Source organism: Rhizobium sp. J15 (assembly GCF_002531825.1).
Lineage (GTDB): Bacteria > Pseudomonadota > Alphaproteobacteria > Rhizobiales > Rhizobiaceae > Rhizobium.
Genome location: NZ_NWSX01000004.1, coordinates 42183 through 60726, shown reverse-complemented (window position 1 = coordinate 60726; position 18544 = coordinate 42183). Strand labels below are relative to the sequence as shown.

Below are 18544 nucleotides of genomic sequence, written 5' to 3'. Positions count from 1 at the left end.
TGGTTCTTATAGATTGCGGGCGATCACCATGCGCTGCACGTCGCTCGTCCCCTCGTAGATCTGGCAGATGCGCACATCGCGATAGATGCGCTCGACCGGATAATCGGCCATGTAGCCGTAACCGCCGTGGATCTGGATCGCGTCCGAGCAGACGCGTTCGGCCATCTCCGAGGCAAAAAGCTTCGCCATCGAGGCTTCCGAAAGGCAGGGCAGCCCCGCCTCCCGAAGAGAAGCCGCATGAAAGACGAGCTGGCGCGCCGCCTCGATCCGCACCGCCATATCGGCGAGACGAAAGGCAACGGCCTGATGCTCGAAAATCGGCTTTCCGAAGGCCGTACGCTCCTTGGCATAGTCCCGCGCCGCCTCGAAGGCTGCGCGCGCCATGCCGACGGCCTGCGCCGCGATGCCGATCCGCCCGCCCTCGAGATTGGCGAGCGCAATGCGATAGCCTTCGCCTTCGGCACCGAGCCTCAAATCCGCAGGAATGCGCATGGCGTTGAAGGCGATCTGGCAGGTATCGGTGGAATGCAGTCCAAGCTTTTCCTCGACCCGGATCACCTCGTAACCCGGCGTCTCCGTCGGCACGATGAAGGCGGTGATACCCTTCTTGCCGGCGTCGGGATCGGTGACGGCGAAGACGATGATGACATTACCGTTCTTGCCCGAGGTGATGAACTGCTTGGCGCCGTCGATCACGTAATGATCGCCGTCACGCCGCGCCCTTGTCTTCAGGTTCGAGGCGTCGGAACCGGCCTGCGGTTCGGTGAGCGCAAAGCCGCCGATCCATTCGCCGCTCGCGAGTTTCGGCAGGAAGCGCTGCCGCTGCTCCTCACTGCCGAATTTCAGGATCGGCACGCAGCCGACGGAGCTGTGCACGCTCATGATCGTCGAACACGGCCCATCGCCGGCGGCAATCTCCTCGAGTACCGCGGCATAGGCGACCACACCGGTATCCGAGCCGCCATAGGCTTCCGGCACCAGCATGCCGAGGAGCCCGAGTTCGCCCATCTCCTTCAGCTCCTCGCGCGGGAAGAGATGCTCCCGGTCGCGCTTGGTCGCCCCCGGCGCCAAGCGGTCGCGGGCAAAGTCGCGGGCGAGATCCGAGATCTGCTGCTCGAGTTCGGAAAGGATCATCTATTTGCCTCCCCGCTAATGCCGCTCGATAGCGACGGCCGTCGCCTCGCCGCCGCCGATGCAGAGCGCGGCCATGCCGCGCTTCAGATCGTAACGCTCCAATGCTGAAAGCAGCGTCACCAGAATGCGGGCGCCCGATGCGCCGATCGGATGGCCGAGCGCGCAGGCGCCGCCATGCACGTTCACCTTTTCATGCGGCAGGTCGAGATCGCGCATTGCCGCCATGGCGACGACGGCGAAAGCCTCGTTGATTTCGAAGAGATCGACATCCGCAAGCGCCAGGCCGGTCCGGTCGGAGAGCTTCTGCAGCGCGCCGATCGGCGCGGTGGCGAAAAGGTTGGGCGCCTGCGAATGGGTGGCATGGCCAAGGATGGTAGCGAGCGGTGTCAGGCCGCGATGCTCGGCTTCGGAGCGGCGCATCAGAACGAGGGCTGCCGCGCCATCGGAGATCGAACTGGAATTGGCGGCCGTCACCGTGCCGCCATCGCGAAAGGCGGGCTTCAGCGTCGGGATCTTGTCGAGCTTGGCCTTGCCCGGCTGCTCGTCGCGGCTCGCAATCTGCTCTGATTTGCCCGATCTGACCGTTACCGGCACGATCTCGCTGTCGAAACAGCCTTCAGCGATCGCCTTCTGCGCTCGCGTCAGCGAGGCGATGGCATAGCTGTCCTGCGCCTCGCGCGTGAACTGATAGGCCTCGGCGCAATCCTCCGCGAAGCTGCCCATCAAGCGCCCCTTGTCATAAGCATCCTCCAGCCCGTCGAGGAACATATGATCCACGACGCGCCCGTGGCCGAGCCTGTAGCCGCCGCGGGCCTTGTCAAGGAGATAGGGCGCATTCGTCATGCTTTCCATGCCGCCCGCGACAGCGATCGAAACGCTGCCCGCGGCGATCTGGTCATGCGCCATCATGACCGCCTTCATGCCCGAGCCGCACATCTTGTTGACGGTGCTGGCGCCGGTCGCGAAGGGGAGGCCCGCATGGATCGCCGCCTGGCGCGCCGGAGCCTGCCCCTGCCCCGCCGGCAACACACAGCCGAAAACGACCTCCTCGATCGCCTCGGCTTCGACGCTGCTGCGCTCAAGTGCTGCGCGGATCGCCGCCGCTCCGAGTTCCGGTGCAGTCGCCTCCTTCAACTCTCCCTGGAAACTGCCGATCGGCGTGCGCGCCGCACCGACGATGACGATTGGGTCCTGCAATGCCATCTTTCCTCCTTGGGCGTCACGCTTACCGCGCGCCCATCCGCAATGCGCCGTCGAGGCGAATGACCACGCCGTTCAGCATGTTGTTTTCAACGATATGGCGCACCAGTCCGGCAAATTCCGCCGGCCGGCCAAGCCGCGGCGGAAAGGGCACGCTCTGGCCGAGGGCTGTCTGAACCTCGGCCGGCATGCCGGCCATCATCGGCGTTTCGAAAATGCCGGGCGCAATCGACACGACGCGAATGCCGTGACGGGCAAGCTCGCGGGCGATCGGCAAGGTCATCGCCGCCACCCCGCCCTTGGAAGCGGCATAGGCCGCCTGGCCGATCTGGCCGTCGAAGGCGGCGACCGAGGCCGTGTTGACGATCACGCCGCGTTCGCCTTCAGCATCCGGCTCCGCATTCTGGATCGCGGCAGCGGCAAGCCGGATCATGTTGAACGTGCCGATGAGATTGATGCCGATGGTGCGCGCGAAACTCTCCAGCCGGTGTGGTCCGTCGCGGCCGATCACCTTTTCGGCCGGAGCGATGCCTGCGCAATTGACCAGCCCGCGCAAGGCGCCGAAGGCTTCGGCTGCCGCGGCGACCACCGCCGGTCCATCGTCGCCATCGGCCACATCGGCCTTGACGAAACGGGCATCACTACCGAATTCCCGCGCGATCGCCTCGCCCGCTTCGACGTTGAGATCGGCGATCGTCACACGCCCGCCGGCCTCGACCAGCATGCGCGCCGTCGCCGCTCCGAGCCCGGAACCGCCGCCGGTGACGATGAAACTTGCCCCACGGATCAGCATGAATCTGTTCCTCCCTGCCGGCCGCGTCTTCCTCCGAGCGCCACCGACGCCCACGATTCTATTCGTTCCACCTATTGCAAGCGATGACAAAACTGCTCCATTATTTCGGCCAGTTTTGCCATAGCGGGGATGAGATGGCCGAGATCGAACGACGCATGATCGCACCTGCTTTCGTCGAGGAGGCGCTCGACAGCCTGCGGCGGCTCGGCAAGCCGACGGCGCCGATCCTCGCCCGCGTGGGTCTGTCGGTCGTCGACCAGCCGGTTTCGGCGGAAACCTATGGCGCGCTCTGGCTGGCGATCGCCGCCGAGCTTGACGACGAATTCTTCGGCATGGGCGGCCGGCCGATGCGCAGCGGCAGTTTCACGCTGCTCTGCCATTGCGTGCTGCACGCGCCGACGCTCGGTCAGGCGCTGCGCCGGGCACTGCGCTTCCTCGATGTCGTGCTCGACGATCCCCGGGGACGGCTCGTCATCCGCGACGGACTGGCGGAGGTCGAACTCAGGGATGCAGACAGCCCGCGCTCGGCCTTCGCCTACCGCACCTACTGGATCATCCTGCACGGCATCACCTGCTGGCTGGTCGGCCGCCGCATCCCGATCCGGCTCGTGGATTTCCGCTGCGCCGAGCCGAAACAAGGCGCCGACTACCGGCTTTTCTTCGGCGCGCCGGTACGTTTCTCGCAGCCGATCAGCCGTCTCGGTTTCGACAGCGCCCTGCTCGACCTGCCGATTTCACGCAGCGAACAGGCGCTGAAACAATTCCTGCGCGGCGCGCCCGCCAATATTCTCGTGCGCTACCGCTACGATGCCGGCATCGCCGCGGCCGTCCGCCGGCGCTTGAACCAGGCAACGCCGGCCACGTGGCGAAGCTTCGCCGAACTCGCCGCCGACATGCGCATGCCGCCCTCGACGCTGCGCCACCGCCTGCACGACGAAGGACAAAGCTATGCCGCCATCAAGGACGACATCCGCCGCGACCTCGCCGTCGAACTGCTGCTGAATACCTCGAAAACGATCGGCGAGATCGCCGTACAGCTCGGCTATTCCGAACCCAGCGCCTTTTTTCGCGCATTTCGCAAATGGATGGGCAAGAGCCCTGAGACTTTTCGACGGGAGGAAGCGGGGGAATAGCGCAGTGGGTAATAAGCCGAGACCTGCATCTAGACCCAGTCGCTATTTGGCGCTGGCAGTTCCACATACTCCCTCATGCCTGTGCTTGTCACAGGCATCCAGCGCGCCCAAGTCCTTGGGCGCAAGAGACTTTCTTCGAGCGAGCAAAGAGCCATTCACCGCGCGGACGCGCGATGGTTGGATGCCGGTGACAAGCACAGGCATGAGGGAGGCATGGGGTGCCTCTTTGAACCTGCCGCAACCCGCGCTACATATTTCAGCGGGAGGAGTGCCATGTTTGATTTTTCGCTCGGCGAAACCGCGGACGCGATCCGCGAAACGACGGCGCGATTTGCCGCCGGTCATATTGCTCCGCTCGCCGCGGAGATCGACGAAAGCAACACGTTCCCGCGCCAGCTCTGGCCTCAGATGGGCGCGCTCGGCCTGCATGGCATCACCGTCGAGGAAGAATTCGGCGGCGCCGGCCTCGGTTATCTCGAGCATGTCGTCGCCATGGAGGAAGTCTCGCGCGCCTCGGCCTCGGTGGGCTTGAGCTACGGCGCTCATTCCAATCTCTGCGTCAACCAGATCCGTCGCTGGGCATCGCCGGAACAGAAAAACCGCTATCTGCCGAAGCTGATATCAGGCGACCATGTCGGCTCGCTTGCCATGTCGGAGGTCGGCTCGGGCTCCGATGTCGTCTCCATGCGGTTGCGCGCCGATAAAAAGGGCGACCGCTATGTCCTCAACGGCACGAAATTCTGGATCACCAATGCACCGCATGCCGACGTGCTCGTCGTCTATGCCAAGACCGATCCGGCCGCCGGCCCGAAAGGCATTTCCGCCTTCATCATCGAAAAAGGCCTGCCCGGCTTCAGCGTCTCCAAGAAGCTTTCCAAGCTCGGCATGCGCGGCAGCGATACGGCCGAACTGGTCTTTCAGGATTGCGAGGTGCCGGCCGAGGCGCTGATGGGCCGGGAGGGAGAAGGCGTCAAGATCCTGATGTCGGGCCTCGATTACGAGCGCGCCGTGCTCGCTGCCGGCCCGCTCGGCATCATGCAGGCCTGCCTGGACGTCGTGCTGCCCTATGTGTGCGACCGCAAGCAGTTCGGCAAGGCGATCGGCGATTTCCAGCTGATGCAGGGCAAGATCGCCGACATGTACGTCGCGCTGAATTCGGCGCGCGCCTATGTCTATTCCGTGGCGCGGGCCTGCGATGCCGGCCGCGCCACGCGCACCGATGCGGCCGCCGCGATCCTCTTTGCCAGCGAGAATGCCGTGAAGGTGTCGCTCGAGGCGATCCAAGCGCTCGGCGGCGCCGGCTATACCAAGGAATGGCCGGTCGAGCGTTTCCTGCGCGACGCCAAGCTTTACGATATCGGCGCGGGCACCAACGAGATCCGCCGCTATCTGATCGGGCGGGAGCTCATCGCATCATGACGGTGATTTCGACGGCGATCGACCGCGACAGCGACAGCTTCAAAAACAACACAGCCAAGAACAGAGCGATTATCGACGAGCTCTACGAGCGCTCGGCGAAAGCGCGCGAAGGCGGACCGCAAACGGCGCGCGAGCGCCATACCGGCAAGGGCAAGCTCCTGCCGCGCGACCGCATCCAGCTGCTGCTCGATGCCGGCAGTCCCTTCCTGGAGATCGGCGCGCTGGCGGCCAACGGCATGTACGGCGACGAGGCGCCGGGTGCGGGCATCATCGCTGGCATTGGCCGCGTTTGCGGCCGCGAGGTGATGATCGTCGCCAATGACGCGACGGTGAAGGGCGGCGCCTATTACCCCCTGACGGTGAAGAAACATCTCAGGGCGCAGGAAATCGCCCTGCAGAACCGCCTGCCCTGCCTCTATCTGGTCGATAGCGGCGGTGCTAATCTTCCGCACCAGGCCGAGGTCTTCCCCGACCGCGACCATTTCGGCGCAATCTTCTACAACCAGGCGCAGATGTCGGCCGAGGGAATCCCACAGATCGCCTGCGTCATGGGAAGCTGCACGGCCGGCGGCGCCTATGTGCCCGCCATGTCCGACGAAACGGTCATCGTGCGCAATCAGGGCACGATCTTCCTCGCCGGCCCGCCGCTGGTCAAGGCTGCGACCGGCGAGATCATCTCGGCCGAAGAACTGGGCGGCGCCGAAACCCATGGCCGCCGCTCCGGCGTCGTCGATCATGTCGCGGAAAATGACGAACATGCGCTGCTGCTGGTGCGCGATATCGTCGCCAGCCTCAATAGCGTGAAGTCGGTCGATATCGATATTCAGTCCCCCCGGCCGCCGAAGCTCGACGTCGAGGACCTTCACGGCATCATTCCCGAGGACGTGCGCTCGCCCTATGACGTACGCGAGGTGATCGGCCGCATCGTCGACGGCTCGGAACTGCATGAATTCAAGCCGCTCTACGGCACCACGCTCATCTGCGGCTTCGCCCGCATCTGGGGCATGCCAGTTGCCGTCATCGCCAATAACGGCGTGCTCTTTTCCGAAAGCGCGCTGAAGGGCGCGCATTTCATCGAGCTCGCCTGCCAGCGCCGCGTGCCGCTGCTTTTCCTGCAGAATATTTCCGGCTTCATGGTCGGCGGCCGCTACGAGGCCGGCGGCATCGCCAAGGACGGAGCCAAGCTGGTGACCGCGGTGGCAACCGCCACCGTGCCGAAAGTCACCATTATCATCGGCGGCAGCTTCGGCGCCGGCAATTACGGCATGTGCGGGCGCGCCTATCGCCCGCGCTTCCTGTTCACCTGGCCGAACAGCCGCATCAGCGTCATGGGCGGCGAGCAGGCGGCTTCGGTGCTCGCCACCATCCGCCGCGACGCGATGGAAGCGCGCGGCGAGGATTGGCCGGCCGCCGAGGAAGAGGCCTTCAAGGCGCCGATCCGCGCCGGTTACGAGGCGGAGGGCAATCCCTATTATGCAACCGCCCGCCTCTGGGACGACGGCATCATCGACCCGCGCCAGACGCGCGACGTACTGGGCCTTGCCTTTTCCGCCTGCCTGAATGCGCCGATCCCGAAAGGGCCGCGCTTCGGCCTGTTCAGGATGTGAGGCGCGGCATGATGGAAAGTCTTCTCATTGCCAACAGGGGCGAAATCGCCCGCCGCATCATCCGCACGGCGAAGACGCTCGGCATCCGCACCATCGCCGTCTATTCCGAGGCCGATGCCGGCCTGCCTTTCGTGCGGGAAGCGGACGAGGCGATCGCCATCGGTCCGCCGCCCGCCCGAGAGAGTTATCTCTCTGAGGCGCGCATCCTGGAGGCCGCCCGAAAGTCAGGCGCTGCCGCCATCCATCCGGGCTACGGGTTCCTGTCGGAAAATGCCGAATTCGCCGAAGCGGTGGAAAGGGCCGGCATGATCTGGGTCGGCGCGCCGCCGGCCGCCATCCGCGCCATGGGTCTGAAGGACGCCGCCAAGGAATTGATGCAGGCAGCCGGCGTGCCCGTCACCCCCGGTTATCTCGGGCCGGACCAGAGCGAAGCAAGGCTCGCGGCCGAGGCCGAGGCCATCGGTTATCCCGTGCTCATCAAGGCCGTTGCCGGCGGCGGCGGCAAGGGCATGCGCCGCGTCGACCGCGCGCAGGATTTCGCCGAGCTTCTCGCCTCTTGTCGCCGTGAAGCAGCTGCCTCCTTCGGCGACGACCGCGTTCTAATCGAACGGTATATCGCCAATCCGCGTCACATCGAGGTGCAGATCTTCGCCGACAAATCAGGCAATTGCGTTCATCTCTTCGAACGCGACTGCTCGCTGCAGCGCCGCCATCAGAAGGTCATCGAAGAGGCGCCTGCCCCCGGCCTCGATGCCGCCACCCGCGCGGCGATCTGCGATGCGGCGGTCAAGGCCGCGAAAGCGGTGAACTATGTCGGCGCCGGCACGATCGAATTCATCGCCGATGCCTCCGCAGGCCTCGATCCCGACCGCATCTGGTTCATGGAGATGAACACGCGCCTGCAGGTGGAGCACCCGGTCACCGAGGCAATTACCGGCGAGGATCTGGTCCTCTGGCAGCTGAAGATCGCTGCCGGCGAACCCTTACCGAAAAATCAGGACGAGATCGCCATGAATGGCTGGGCCTTCGAAGCCCGGCTCTATGCCGAAAATCCCTCTGCCGGCTATCTGCCCTCGACCGGCCGGCTCGAATATCTCAAGCTGCCGGAGACGGTCCGCGTCGACAGCGGCGTCGATCAGGGCAATGAGATCACTGCCTTCTACGATCCGATGATTGCCAAGATCATTGCGCATGGGCCGAACCGCGAGACGGCCCTTTCGAAGCTCGCCGCCGCCTGCGCCGGTATCGAGGTCTGGCCGGTCAAATCCAATGCCGGTCTTCTCGCCCGCATCGCCACTGATCCGGATTTCCGTGCAGCCCAGATCGATACCGGCTTCCTCGACCGCCACGGCGAAGGCCTTTTGGCGAAGGAGCCCGATGAAACCGTCATCGACAAGGCAGCGACGGCACTTTCGAAGGGCACGGTTGGCGATCCCTGGTCCGCACTGACCGGCTTCCGTATCGCCGGGCCCAGCGACAGCCGCGTGCGCGTGCGCATCGACGGTCACCTCCATTGGGGAAGGGCCCGCGGCGACCTCGAAACAAATGCCGTCGAGATGGACGAGGCGACGGTACTTTTCGATGCCGGCAATGCCTGGCCGATCGGCTTGCCCCACGCAGGCGAGGTCGAAGCAAATCATGGCGTGGGCGACGGCGCCATCCTGTCGCCGATGCCCGGCCTCGTCATTTCGGTCCACGTCACTGAGGGCGATCGCGTGGCCAAGGGGGACCGTCTGCTGACGGTCGAAGCGATGAAGATGGAACATACGCTGCGGGCGCCCTTCGACGGCATCGTCGGCAAACTGCAGGTCGCTCCCGGTGTCAGGGTCTCGGAAAACCAGCTGGTCGTCAGCGTCATGAAGGGAGAGGAGTGATGGCCGGCCGTTATTTCGACGAGTGGACGGTCGGCGACCGCATCGCCCATGACATCCGCCGCACGGTCACCGAGACCGACAACCTGCTCTTCACGACGCTCTCCCACAATCCGCAGCCGCTGCATCTCGATGCCGGCTATGCGGCCGGCACCGAATTCGGCCGGATCGTCGTCAACGGCACCTTCACCTTCGCGCTCACCGTCGGCCTTTCGGTCGGCGACACCACGCTCGGCACGCTGGTCGCCAATCTCGGCTATGACAAGGTGACGATGCCGAAGCCGGTCTTCATCGGCGATACGCTCAGGGTGGAAACCGAGGTGACGGAGCTGCGCCGCTCGAACTCCCGCCCCGATGCCGGCATCGTCACCTTCCGGCACATCACCCTGAACCAGCGCGACGAGATCGTCTGCCAGTGCCTGCGCACCGCAATGCTGAAGGTGAAGCCGTCATGAGGCTGCGCTCGCTGCTCTTCGTGCCCGGCGACCGGCCGGAACGTTTCGAAAAAGCGCTCACCTCGGGCGCCGATGCCGTCATTCTCGATCTGGAAGATTCTGTCGCGCCGGCCAACAAACCAAAGGCCCGCGACAGCGTGCATGAATTCGTGCCGCGCCATGCCGGCGAGACCAAGCTCCTCATCCGCATCAATCCCCTCGCCTCGCCGGAATTCGAAGAAGACCTTGCCGCCCTGAGCGGCCTTCATCTCTTCGCACTCATGCTGCCAAAGGCCGAGGGCGCCGCTTCGGTGCGGAAGCTTGCAAGCGCCCTCGCCTCTGCCATTCCCATCCTGCCGATCGCGACGGAAACGCCGTCCGCGATTTTCGAGATCGGCAGCTACCGGGAGGTTTCGGCCTATCTCTGCGGGCTGACCTGGGGTGCAGAGGATCTGTCTGCGGCGATGGGGGCCGCGACCGCGCGAAGAACGGATGGCCGTTATACGCCGCCCTACGAGCTTGCCCGTTCGCTTACGCTCTTCGCAGCCCAAGCCGCCGCCGTTCCGGCCATCGAAACCGTCTATCCTGACTTTCGCGATCTCAACGGTCTGAGAGCCTATGCCGGCCGCGGCCGGCGCGACGGTTTTTCCGGCATGATGGCCATCCATCCGAGCCAGGTCGAAGCGATCAACCAGACCTTCACCCCGGATGCCTCGGAAATCGCCTGGGCCGAGAAAGTCGCCGCCGCCTTTGCAGCGAACCCTGACGCAGGCGCCATCCAGCTTGAAGGACGCATGCTCGACCTGCCGCATTTGAAGCTCGCGCTCCGCATTTTGGCGAGCGCCGGACGGCTGCCCAACTAGCCAGATTTTGCGGTTGGTTTGGAGGCAACCTGCTCCGGCTCGAGATAACCGGCACCGATGGCGACATAAAGGTCCACATAGTCCTTGGCGACCTGCTGCACGGTAGCGGCAAGGCTCGCCTGAGCATCGGAGACCGAACGTTGCGCGTCCAGGACATCGAGCAGCGAGGAGGCGCCATCCTTGTAGCTTACGGTCGAGAGCGCGAGCGATTCCTGCGCCGTCTGCACCTGCCTGCGCAACGGCTCCAGCGTCTGGGTGTCGCGGCGAACCGCCGTCAGCGCATTTTCGACCTCTTCGACGCCGTTCAGCACCGCTGCTTTCCAGGCGAGATACTGGGTCTTCGCATCGGATTTTTCGATATCGACATTCGCCCGCAACGTACCGCCATCGAAGATCGGCAGACTGAGAGATGGGCCGAAGGACCAGCTGGTCAGGCTTGCGCCGCTGGCGCCCGACGATTTGACCCAGCTCGGCGAGATCGAGCCGGAAAGCGAGATCGACGGATAGAGCTGGGCTTCGGCTGCGCCGATATTGGCGACAGCCGCCGCCAGCTCGCGTTCGGCCTTGCGGATATCGGGACGGTTGCGGATCAGATCGGCCGGAATGCCGGCGCGAAGATCGCCGCGGAACACCGGCTGGCCCGCACTCTTCCGCAGCTCACCCATCAGCGAGGCTGCCGGCATCCCGATGAGCGTGGCGATGTGATGGGCCGATTCCGTGAAACTCTTTTCGAGGCCGGGAATGTCGGACTTTGTCGATTGCACCAGCCCTTCGGCCTGCACGACGTCGAAGCGGGAGGCCGCACCGGCTTTCAGCTGCAGCTGCGTCAGTTCGTAAGTCTGCTGGCGGGATTTCAAACTCGCCTGCGACAGCGCGATGCGCTCCTGATAGTAGCGGGCGTCGATATAGCTCTCGACGAGATCTTTCAGAAAGGTGAGCTTGGCATTGTCGGCCGTCGCATAGGCGGCCCCGAGCGAGGCGATCGCGCTTTCCCTGGAGCGGCGATACTGGCCGAAAAAGTCGAGCAGCCAGGAAAGGCTGGCCTCGCCGCCTGATGTGTTCGTGGTGCCGACGCTCGTGCGCAGCCGCCCCTTCTCGCCGGACAGCGTATGCGATGCGCCGACGGTCAGGCTCGGCAGGCCGCCGGCACCGGCGATGGTGACGTTGGCGGCAGACGAATTGATGTTCTCGAGCGCCTGCAGCACATCGAGGTTTTCGCGGAGGCCATGGGCCACCAGACCGTCGAGCCGCTTGTCGCGATAGGCCGTCCACCATTCAGCGGTCACGACATTGCCGTTGCTTTTGCTACCGCCCTCCTCGAATTTGGCGGGCAGCGGCATTTGCGGGGGACCGTGATCCGGGCCGCTGACGCAGCCTGCCAGCAGAATTGTCAGGAGCGATGCGGCGTAGCGGAGGGATGATAGTCTTGTGCGAAGCGACGTACTCACGGGCGAGCCTTCTGAACCGGGATCGTGGGTTCAGGCTTAGCGACGCCAGCGTTAATGGCGGTTAAGAAACTGTAAAGTTAGGTAAAACCCGCCTTCATCGAGATCAGCTTTGATCGCCGTCCGCCCCATAGGGCGTCGGCCTTCTCGGAAGTTCCAGCGTGATGGCCAGGCCGCCGGCTTCCGGCAGCGATGCGTGCACGCGCCCGCCGTGGCGCTCGATCGCCTGCCGGGTGATGGCGAGGCCAAGGCCGTATCCGCCTCTCGGCACGGCGTCCTTCCCGCGGGAAAACGGCTGGAAGATGCGCTCGAGTTCGTCCCGCCCGACACCCGGTCCGTGATCGGCGACGCGGATCGTCAGGCGGTCGGCCGCCGCCTCGCAGGATACCGATATGTGGGAATGCTCCGCCGTGTGTTTGACGGCGTTGCGGACGACGTTTTCGAGCGCCCTGTAGATCAGTTCGCCTTCGACCTCGGCGCGGAAGACGCCCGCAACGCTCGTCGTGATCGAAACCTCTCGCGCCTGGGCCTCGAATGCCGCATCGCCGAGGATTTCGTTGAGGAGTTCGATCACATCCAGGCTCTGCGTTTTCAGCGGCCGGCTGGATGCCGCCGTCAGTCTCGCAAGTGTGAGAACCTCGCCCACCAGCGTATCGAGCCGTTCGACCTCCCGGTCCATGCGATCCAGCATGGCCGCGAGTTTGGCCGGGCTCTGCCTGAGAACGCCGACGGCGGCCTGCAGGCGGGACAAAGGCGAGCGCAGCTCGTGGGAAACGTCATGGAACAGCCTCTGCTGCGCATCCTGAAGCTCCTGAAGCCGGGCGGCGCTCGCATCGAAATCATAAGCAAGTGCGGTGACTTCATCCTTTCGCCCGGCCATCTTGTCGCCGATGCGGAAGTCGAAACGGCCATGGGCGAGCGCGCTCAAGCCGTCGCGCAGATGCACGACAGGACGAATGAGGTATCGCGCCAGCGCGCCGGCCGCGATCGTGCTGGCGACCAGGATGGTGAGCCAGGGTAGGAATGGCCCAAGGCTGTCGAAGGTGGAACCGCCCGAAGCCGACACCGAAAGCCGATAGCAGATCCCATTCTTCGGGACGGATCGGGTGGTGATCGTGTTCTTCTCGGCGCAGGCATCGACCTCGTCAGGCTTCGACAGGGTCAGGCCGAGGGGCTGCGTCTTTTCGCTTGTGGTCACGAAACGCGCAGCGGCCGCTTCGCCGTCCTCTACCAGAATATTTGCCGTCAGATTCAATACGAGCGTCCGCCGCTCCTGCTCCAGCTCGCTCGCGAAAGGAACCGCCTGAAGGAGTTTGACGATAAGGATAATAACAGCGAGGCTTGCCGCCAGCGTCAGCCAGATGATCCTGAAGAATTTCCAGAAAAGCCGGGGCATGGTCAGTCCACGAGAAGTTGATAGCCCTGGCCGCGGACGGACTGGATCCAGGATTGCCCGTCCTCCCTGAGGCCGAGCTTCTGGCGAACGCTGCTGATATGGACGTCGATACGGCGGTCGAACGGTGTGAGCGGCTTGCCGAAGGCCCGCTTCGAAATCTCCTGCTTCGACACCAGCTGACCGCCGCTGCGGGCAAGAACCTCGAGCAGGCTGAATTCGGTGCCGGTCAGATCCAAAGTCTCGCCGCGCCATTCGGCGCTTCTGCTGCCGGAATGGATCACCAGTTGCCCTGCCCTGACCGTGTCGGTCGAGACGCCCGCGGCCGGCTGGCCGGCGCGGCGCAGGATGGCGCGCAGCCTCGCCGCCAATTCGCCCGGCGAGCAGGGTTTCGGCACATAGTCGTCGGCGCCGAGATTGAGGCCCGATATCCTGTCCACGTCGTCGCCCCTTGCCGTCAGCATCAGAACGGGGACCTGGCTGAGCTTCCTGATCCGCTGCAGGACCTCAATCCCGTTCATCCGCGGCATCATGATGTCGAGGACGATGATATCGACCGTATTGCCGGCGGCCGCGGCAATGGCGGCGCGGCCGTCCGTATCCGTCACCACGTCATATCCTTCCTCGACCAGATATTCCTGCAGAAGCGTCGTCAGCTCGGCATCGTCGTCGATGAGGAGAACCTTGTTCATTCACTTCGTCCGTCATTAATTCCAGCAAGCCATACAGCAAAACGCGATCACCCCGCCAAGTTTTACCTAACTTAACACTAACTTGACCGCGCTTAACGTTCGCCCCGCTACTTATCCTGCCATGACATCGACGCGCACCGGGAGCGGGCTGCCTCGACATGAGCGGCAGTCCTTCGTTGCGTTCGCGCGGATCCAAAGGCATCGATGCCTTTGACCACAAGGAATGCTTTGTTGAGAAAACCGTCCAGAATATTTGCCACTGCGCTTGTTGCGGCAGTTCTTGTCTCTCCCGTCCGTCTTGCCATGGCGGAACAGGCCGCCGCAACCGCGCTCACCGTCTCCTTGGCTGCGCCGGCACAACGCGACTGGCCGGAGACCGTTCCCGCGAGCGGGTGGCTGAAACCGTGGCAGGAAGCGATCATCGCCTCGGAGACGAGCGGCCTGCGCATCACCGATGTCCTGGTCGATGTCGGCTCCGTGGTCGCGAAGGGAGAGACGCTCGTCCGGCTTTCCCAGGAAAGCGTGCTCGCCGACCTGCGCAAGCAGGAAGCGGCCGTCGAGACCGCCAAGGCAAGCCTTGCGAAAGCCAAGGCCAATGCCGACCGGGCGCGGCAGCTGCGTCCTTCCGGCGCGCTTTCCGACGAGAAGATCGTCGAATATCTGGCCGACGAGCAGACGGCGACGGCAAGTCTTGCGTCCGAAGAGGCAGCACTCGACAGCGAAAAGATCAAGCTTGGGCAGACGACCGTCACCGCCGTCGACGACGGCGTCATAACCTCGCGTTCCGCCAATCTCGGTGCTGTCGTCTCTACCGGCACAGAGCTGTTCCGCATGGTGCGCCAGCAGCGGATCGAATGGCAGGCCGAGGTTTCCGCCCGCTATCTCCCGCGCATTTCGGAAGGCCTGAGCGTCAAGATCAACGGGCCGGACGGCCAGGCCATCGAGGGCAAGGTGAGGCTTGTCGGACCGTCGGTCAGCACCGATACCAGCCGGGCGATCGTCTATGTCGCACTTCCCGCCGACATGCGTCCACGCACCGGGCTTTACGTGACCGGCAATATCGAACTGCAGACCTCCCCGGCGCTGACCGTTCCCGAGACGGCGATCGTCTTCCGGGATGGCATCAGCTACGTCTTCACATCAGGCGAGGATCAGCGGGTGCAAAGGGTCCGGGTGGAAACGGGCCGCCGCAACGATGGGGAGGTGGAAATCGTCTCCGGCATCGATCGGTCGTCGAAGGTGGTGACCTCGGGCGGCGCGTTCCTGTCGGACAATGACCTCGTGAAAGTTGCGGAGACAAACTGATGAACTTCTCGGCGTGGTCGATCCGCAATCCCGTACCGGCGATACTGCTGTTCGTGATGCTTGCCGTCGGCGGGCTCCTGGCCTTCAAGCAGCTGGCCGTCCAGAATTTTCCCGATATGGACCTTCCCACCATCAGCGTCACGGCGACGCTCGACGGCGCGGCGCCGACGCAGCTCGAGACCGAGGTCGCGCGCACCATCGAAGATAGTCTCGCCGCGCTCAGCTATCTCGACCATATCACCACGACCATCACCGATGGCACTGTCTCGATCAAGGTTTCCTTCAAGCTGGAAAAAGACAGCGAAACAGCCCTGAACGAAGTCCGCAATGCCGTCGACAGCGTCAAGGGCGATCTGCCGGCGCAGATGGAGTCGCCTGTCGTCACCAAGGTCACGGTACAGAGTTCCGCGCTCGTCACCTATGCCATCCGCTCGACCGCCCTCAACGAGACCGAGCTTTCCTGGTTCGTCGACAACGACCTGACCAAGGCGCTGCTGTCGGTGCCCGGCGTCGGGCAGGTCAACCGCATCGGCGGGATCGACCGCGAGGTTCATGTGGACCTCGACCCCACGACGATGGCTTCCCTCGGCGTCACCGCGGCCACCGTGTCGTCGCAGCTGAAGGCCGTGCAGGCGGATACGTCGGGTGGCCTCGGTGAAATCGGCGGCACCCGCCAGACCTTGCGCACGCTCGGCGCCCTGCCATCGGTCGAAGCCCTGAAGGGCCTCAGAATTCCCCTGGCGAACGGCCAGCAGGTTCGCCTCGACGACGTCGCATCCGTGACCGACAGCTTCGCCGAACGGTCCTCCATGGCCTATCTCGACGGCAAGCCGGTGATCGCAGTCGAGATCAAACGTTCGAACGGATTTTCCGACAGTGGTGTCGCCGATGACGTCGGCAAGGCGATCGAACAATTCGCCGCCGAGCATTCCAACGTGCAGATCGAGGAAGCCTACAGCACCATCGGGCCGATCATCGACAATTACGACGGTTCGATGCACATGCTGTACGAAGGATCGATCCTGGCGATCATCGTCGTCTGGCTCTTCCTCCGGGACTGGCGCGCGACGATCCTGTCGGCGGTGGCGCTGCCCTTATCTGTCATCCCGACCTTCCTCGTCATGTATCTCTGCGGCTTCAGCCTGAACATCGTCACGCTGCTTGCGCTGTCGCTGGTGGTCGGCATCCTCGTCGATGATGCCATCGTCGAGGTCGAGAACATCGCCCGCCACCTGCAGATGGGCAAGAGGCCGATCGATGCCGCCCTCGAAGCCGCCAACGAGATCGGGCTTGCCGTCATCGCAACCACCTTCACGCTGGTCGCAGTCTTCCTGCCGACGGCCTTCATGAGCGGCATTCCGGGACTTCTGTTCCGCCAGTTCGGCGTCACCGCCGCCGTTGCCGTCCTCGCCTCGCTGGTCGTCGCGCGCCTGCTGACGCCGATGATGGCCGCCTATTTCATGAAGGCCCATCCGACCGAGGAAAAGGACGGCCGCATCATGCGCGCCTATATGGCAATCGTGAAAGCCGCCATGAACCACAGAAAGACCACGGCGGCGGTAACCGCCGTCGTCGTCGCGCTTTCGCTTTCCACCATTCCCCTGCTGAAATCAGGCTTCCTGCCCGCTTCCGACGACGCGCGAACCCAGATCACGCTCACCATGCAGCCGGGCGCCACCATCGAGCAGACGGACGCCGCGGCCAGAAAAGCAGCCGGTATAGTCGGAAAGCTCAAGGACGTGACAGGTGTCTTTTCCTCGGTCGGTTCCGCAGCCTCGGGCGGCGGGCCGGACGCCAGCACGACGAGCGATGTCGGCTCCGCTACGATCGTCGCCGTGCTGTCGTCCATCGGCGATCGTGACCGCAAGCAGTCGGAAATCGAAAACGACATCCGGCAGGCGCTCTCGGTACTCCCCGGCGTCCGCGTGGAGGTCGGCGGCAGCGGCAATGGGACGAAGCTCGAAATCACGCTTGCAAGCGACGATGCAACCGTCCTCGACAGCGCGGCCACCGCGCTCGAAGAGCAGCTCCGCACGCTGCAGGGCATCGGCGCGGTGACGTCAACGGCGGCGCGGCAAGCGCCCGAAATCCAGATCACGCCCGACTTTGCACGCGCAGCAGCGCTCGGCGTGACATCGAGCTCCATCGCCGAAGCCGTGCGTGTGGCGACGAATGGAGAATATTCGGCCGACCTGCCGAAGCTCAACCTGCCGCAACGACAGATTCCGATCGTCGTCCGCTTCTCGCCTGAGACTCGCACCAATCTGGACGACATCAAGAACATGCGGGTGGCGGGAACGAACGGCAATGTCGATCTCGGATCGATCGCCGATGTCAGGATCGGCGGCAGCCCCTCCGAAATCGACCGCATCGACCGGATGCGCAATGTCACTCTCTCCGTCGAGCTCAACGGCCGCATCCTCGGCGACGTCAACCGCGAGGCGCAGGCCCTGCCGGCGCTGCAGCACCTGCCTTCGGGCGTCACCCTTGTCGAACAGGGCGAGCTTCAGCGTAGTTCGGAGCTGTTCCAGAGCTTCGGCCTTGCCATGGCGATCGGCGTCTTCTGCATCTATGCGGTTCTCGTACTGCTCTTCCATGACTTCCTGCAGCCGTTCACCCTGCTGATGGCCCTGCCGCTCTCGCTCGGCGGCGCGCTGCTGCCGCTGGTTTTGACCGGAACCAGCTTCTCGATGGCCGCCGTCATCGGGCTGCTCATGCTGATGGGCGTGGTGACGAAGAACTCCATCCTTCTCATCGAATATGCGATCATGTCGCGCCGCCAGGGCATGTCGAGGTTCGATGCGCTCGTCGACGCCTGCCACAAGCGCGCCCGGCCGATCGTCATGACCACCATTGCCATGGCATCGGGCATGCTTCCGGTCGCACTCAGCCTGACGGGCGGCGATTCCAGTTTCCGGCAGCCGATGGCGATCGTCGTGATCGGCGGCGTGATGATGTCGACGCTGCTCAGCCTCATCGTCATCCCCGTCATCTTCACCTTCGTCGACGACTTGGACCAGATCCTCAAGCGGTTGCTGCGCCGGATCGGACTGGCTGAGGAGGCGGCCGGAGATACGCCGCATGCTTCCAACGACCACGCGGCGATCGCCTTCCACCCCGAGCAATCACGGCGGGGGCACGGTCAGAGATGATCTCCGCTACCTTCCAGTCAGCAGCCGGTGACGGCGACCTCTTCGGTCGCGTTCCCTCCCCCACGGGAACAGACCGCGGGACGTGTTCCCCCGCAGGCGGCCT

14 protein-coding genes are annotated in these 18544 nt (G+C 64.3%); 8 read left to right on the top strand and 6 right to left on the bottom strand.

The features are described from left to right. Positions 1 to 6: 6 nt before the first annotated feature. The 3 genes from CO670_RS05450 to CO670_RS05440 are packed head-to-tail and all read right to left on the bottom strand — an operon-like array spanning position 7 to position 3127. Positions 7 to 1134: an acyl-CoA dehydrogenase family protein gene (locus CO670_RS05450; RefSeq protein WP_097589320.1), complete on the bottom strand. Its 1128-nt coding sequence runs from the start codon at positions 1132 to 1134 to the stop codon at positions 7 to 9. A gap of 15 nt (positions 1135 to 1149) precedes the next feature. After that, positions 1150 to 2337, bottom strand: coding sequence for an acetyl-CoA C-acyltransferase (locus tag CO670_RS05445; protein ID WP_097589319.1), 1188 nt, complete (start codon positions 2335 to 2337; stop codon positions 1150 to 1152). Between the two features lie 22 nt (positions 2338 to 2359). Then, a complete protein-coding gene (locus tag CO670_RS05440; protein ID WP_097589318.1) occupies positions 2360 to 3127 on the bottom strand; it encodes a 3-hydroxyacyl-CoA dehydrogenase in 768 nt (255 codons plus the stop codon). 83 nt (positions 3128 to 3210) lie between these two features. Between CO670_RS05440 and CO670_RS05435 the strand changes: the two genes are divergently transcribed. The 6 genes from CO670_RS05435 (at position 3211) to CO670_RS05410 (ending at position 10454) form a co-directional block, all read left to right on the top strand. Beyond that, positions 3211 to 4260, top strand: coding sequence for an AraC family transcriptional regulator (locus tag CO670_RS05435; RefSeq protein ID WP_097589317.1), 1050 nt, complete (start codon positions 3211 to 3213; stop codon positions 4258 to 4260). Positions 4261 to 4533: 273 nt separating this feature from the next. Continuing rightward, positions 4534 to 5679 (top strand): isovaleryl-CoA dehydrogenase, encoded by a 1146-nt coding sequence (locus CO670_RS05430; protein ID WP_097589316.1) that lies wholly within the window; start codon positions 4534 to 4536, stop codon positions 5677 to 5679. After that, positions 5676 to 7286 carry a carboxyl transferase domain-containing protein gene (locus CO670_RS05425; protein ID WP_097589315.1) on the top strand — a complete coding sequence of 537 codons (1611 nt, stop codon included), beginning with the start codon at positions 5676 to 5678 and terminating at the stop codon, positions 7284 to 7286. The genes CO670_RS05430 and CO670_RS05425 overlap by 4 nt, the downstream gene beginning before the upstream one ends. Positions 7287 to 7294: 8 nt before the next feature. Beyond that, positions 7295 to 9160 carry a biotin carboxylase N-terminal domain-containing protein gene (locus tag CO670_RS05420; protein ID WP_097589314.1) on the top strand — a complete coding sequence of 622 codons (1866 nt, stop codon included), beginning with the start codon at positions 7295 to 7297 and terminating at the stop codon, positions 9158 to 9160. After that, complete coding sequence (locus CO670_RS05415) at positions 9160 to 9612, top strand: MaoC family dehydratase (RefSeq protein ID WP_097589313.1); 453 nt, start codon at positions 9160 to 9162, stop codon at positions 9610 to 9612. The genes CO670_RS05420 and CO670_RS05415 overlap by 1 nt, the downstream gene beginning before the upstream one ends. Next, the gene (locus CO670_RS05410) at positions 9609 to 10454 is read left to right on the top strand and encodes a CoA ester lyase (protein ID WP_097589312.1); all 846 of its coding nucleotides are present in this window, start codon (positions 9609 to 9611) and stop codon (positions 10452 to 10454) included. Before CO670_RS05415 ends, CO670_RS05410 begins: the two co-directional genes overlap by 4 nt. Here the strand turns inward: CO670_RS05410 and CO670_RS05405 are convergent. The 3 genes from CO670_RS05405 to CO670_RS05395 form a co-directional block, all read right to left on the bottom strand. Continuing rightward, positions 10451 to 11902, bottom strand: coding sequence for an efflux transporter outer membrane subunit (locus CO670_RS05405; protein ID WP_097589311.1), 1452 nt, complete (start codon positions 11900 to 11902; stop codon positions 10451 to 10453). The two genes, CO670_RS05410 and CO670_RS05405, sit on opposite strands and share 4 nt — an antisense overlap. 103 nt (positions 11903 to 12005) lie before the next feature. Next, positions 12006 to 13295: an ATP-binding protein gene (locus tag CO670_RS05400; protein ID WP_097589310.1), complete on the bottom strand. Its 1290-nt coding sequence runs from the start codon at positions 13293 to 13295 to the stop codon at positions 12006 to 12008. Positions 13296 to 13297: 2 nt separating this feature from the next. Next, positions 13298 to 13984, bottom strand: a complete 687-nt coding sequence (locus CO670_RS05395) for a response regulator (protein WP_097589309.1) — start codon at positions 13982 to 13984, stop codon at positions 13298 to 13300. Positions 13985 to 14188: 204 nt separating this feature from the next. Here CO670_RS05395 and CO670_RS05390 point away from each other — a divergent pair, with 204 nt between their 5' ends. Beyond that, positions 14189 to 15289 (top strand): efflux RND transporter periplasmic adaptor subunit, encoded by a 1101-nt coding sequence (locus tag CO670_RS05390; protein WP_176538873.1) that lies wholly within the window; start codon positions 14189 to 14191, stop codon positions 15287 to 15289. Continuing rightward, positions 15289 to 18441 carry an efflux RND transporter permease subunit gene (locus CO670_RS05385; RefSeq protein ID WP_097589307.1) on the top strand — a complete coding sequence of 1051 codons (3153 nt, stop codon included), beginning with the start codon at positions 15289 to 15291 and terminating at the stop codon, positions 18439 to 18441. The genes CO670_RS05390 and CO670_RS05385 overlap by 1 nt, the downstream gene beginning before the upstream one ends. The last annotated feature ends 103 nt before the right edge of the window (positions 18442 to 18544 follow it).

Excerpts from the sequence above, each read along its gene's own strand:
- CO670_RS05385 (WP_097589307.1), top strand. The coding sequence starts at position 15,289 with ATGAACTTCTCGGCGTGGTCGATCCGCAATCCCGTACCGGCGATACTG.
- CO670_RS05390 (WP_176538873.1), top strand. The coding sequence starts at position 14,189 with ATGCCTTTGACCACAAGGAATGCTTTGTTGAGAAAACCGTCCAGAATA.
- CO670_RS05425 (WP_097589315.1), top strand. The coding sequence starts at position 5,676 with ATGACGGTGATTTCGACGGCGATCGACCGCGACAGCGACAGCTTCAAA.
- CO670_RS05415 (WP_097589313.1), top strand. The coding sequence starts at position 9,160 with ATGGCCGGCCGTTATTTCGACGAGTGGACGGTCGGCGACCGCATCGCC.
- CO670_RS05430 (WP_097589316.1), top strand. The coding sequence starts at position 4,534 with ATGTTTGATTTTTCGCTCGGCGAAACCGCGGACGCGATCCGCGAAACG.
- CO670_RS05395 (WP_097589309.1), bottom strand. The coding sequence starts at position 13,984 with ATGAACAAGGTTCTCCTCATCGACGACGATGCCGAGCTGACGACGCTT.
- CO670_RS05435 (WP_097589317.1), top strand. The coding sequence starts at position 3,211 with ATGACAAAACTGCTCCATTATTTCGGCCAGTTTTGCCATAGCGGGGAT.
- CO670_RS05410 (WP_097589312.1), top strand. The coding sequence starts at position 9,609 with ATGAGGCTGCGCTCGCTGCTCTTCGTGCCCGGCGACCGGCCGGAACGT.
- CO670_RS05400 (WP_097589310.1), bottom strand. The coding sequence starts at position 13,295 with ATGCCCCGGCTTTTCTGGAAATTCTTCAGGATCATCTGGCTGACGCTG.
- CO670_RS05420 (WP_097589314.1), top strand. The coding sequence starts at position 7,295 with ATGATGGAAAGTCTTCTCATTGCCAACAGGGGCGAAATCGCCCGCCGC.
- CO670_RS05440 (WP_097589318.1), bottom strand. The coding sequence starts at position 3,127 with ATGCTGATCCGTGGGGCAAGTTTCATCGTCACCGGCGGCGGTTCCGGG.
- CO670_RS05445 (WP_097589319.1), bottom strand. The coding sequence starts at position 2,337 with ATGGCATTGCAGGACCCAATCGTCATCGTCGGTGCGGCGCGCACGCCG.
- CO670_RS05450 (WP_097589320.1), bottom strand. The coding sequence starts at position 1,134 with ATGATCCTTTCCGAACTCGAGCAGCAGATCTCGGATCTCGCCCGCGAC.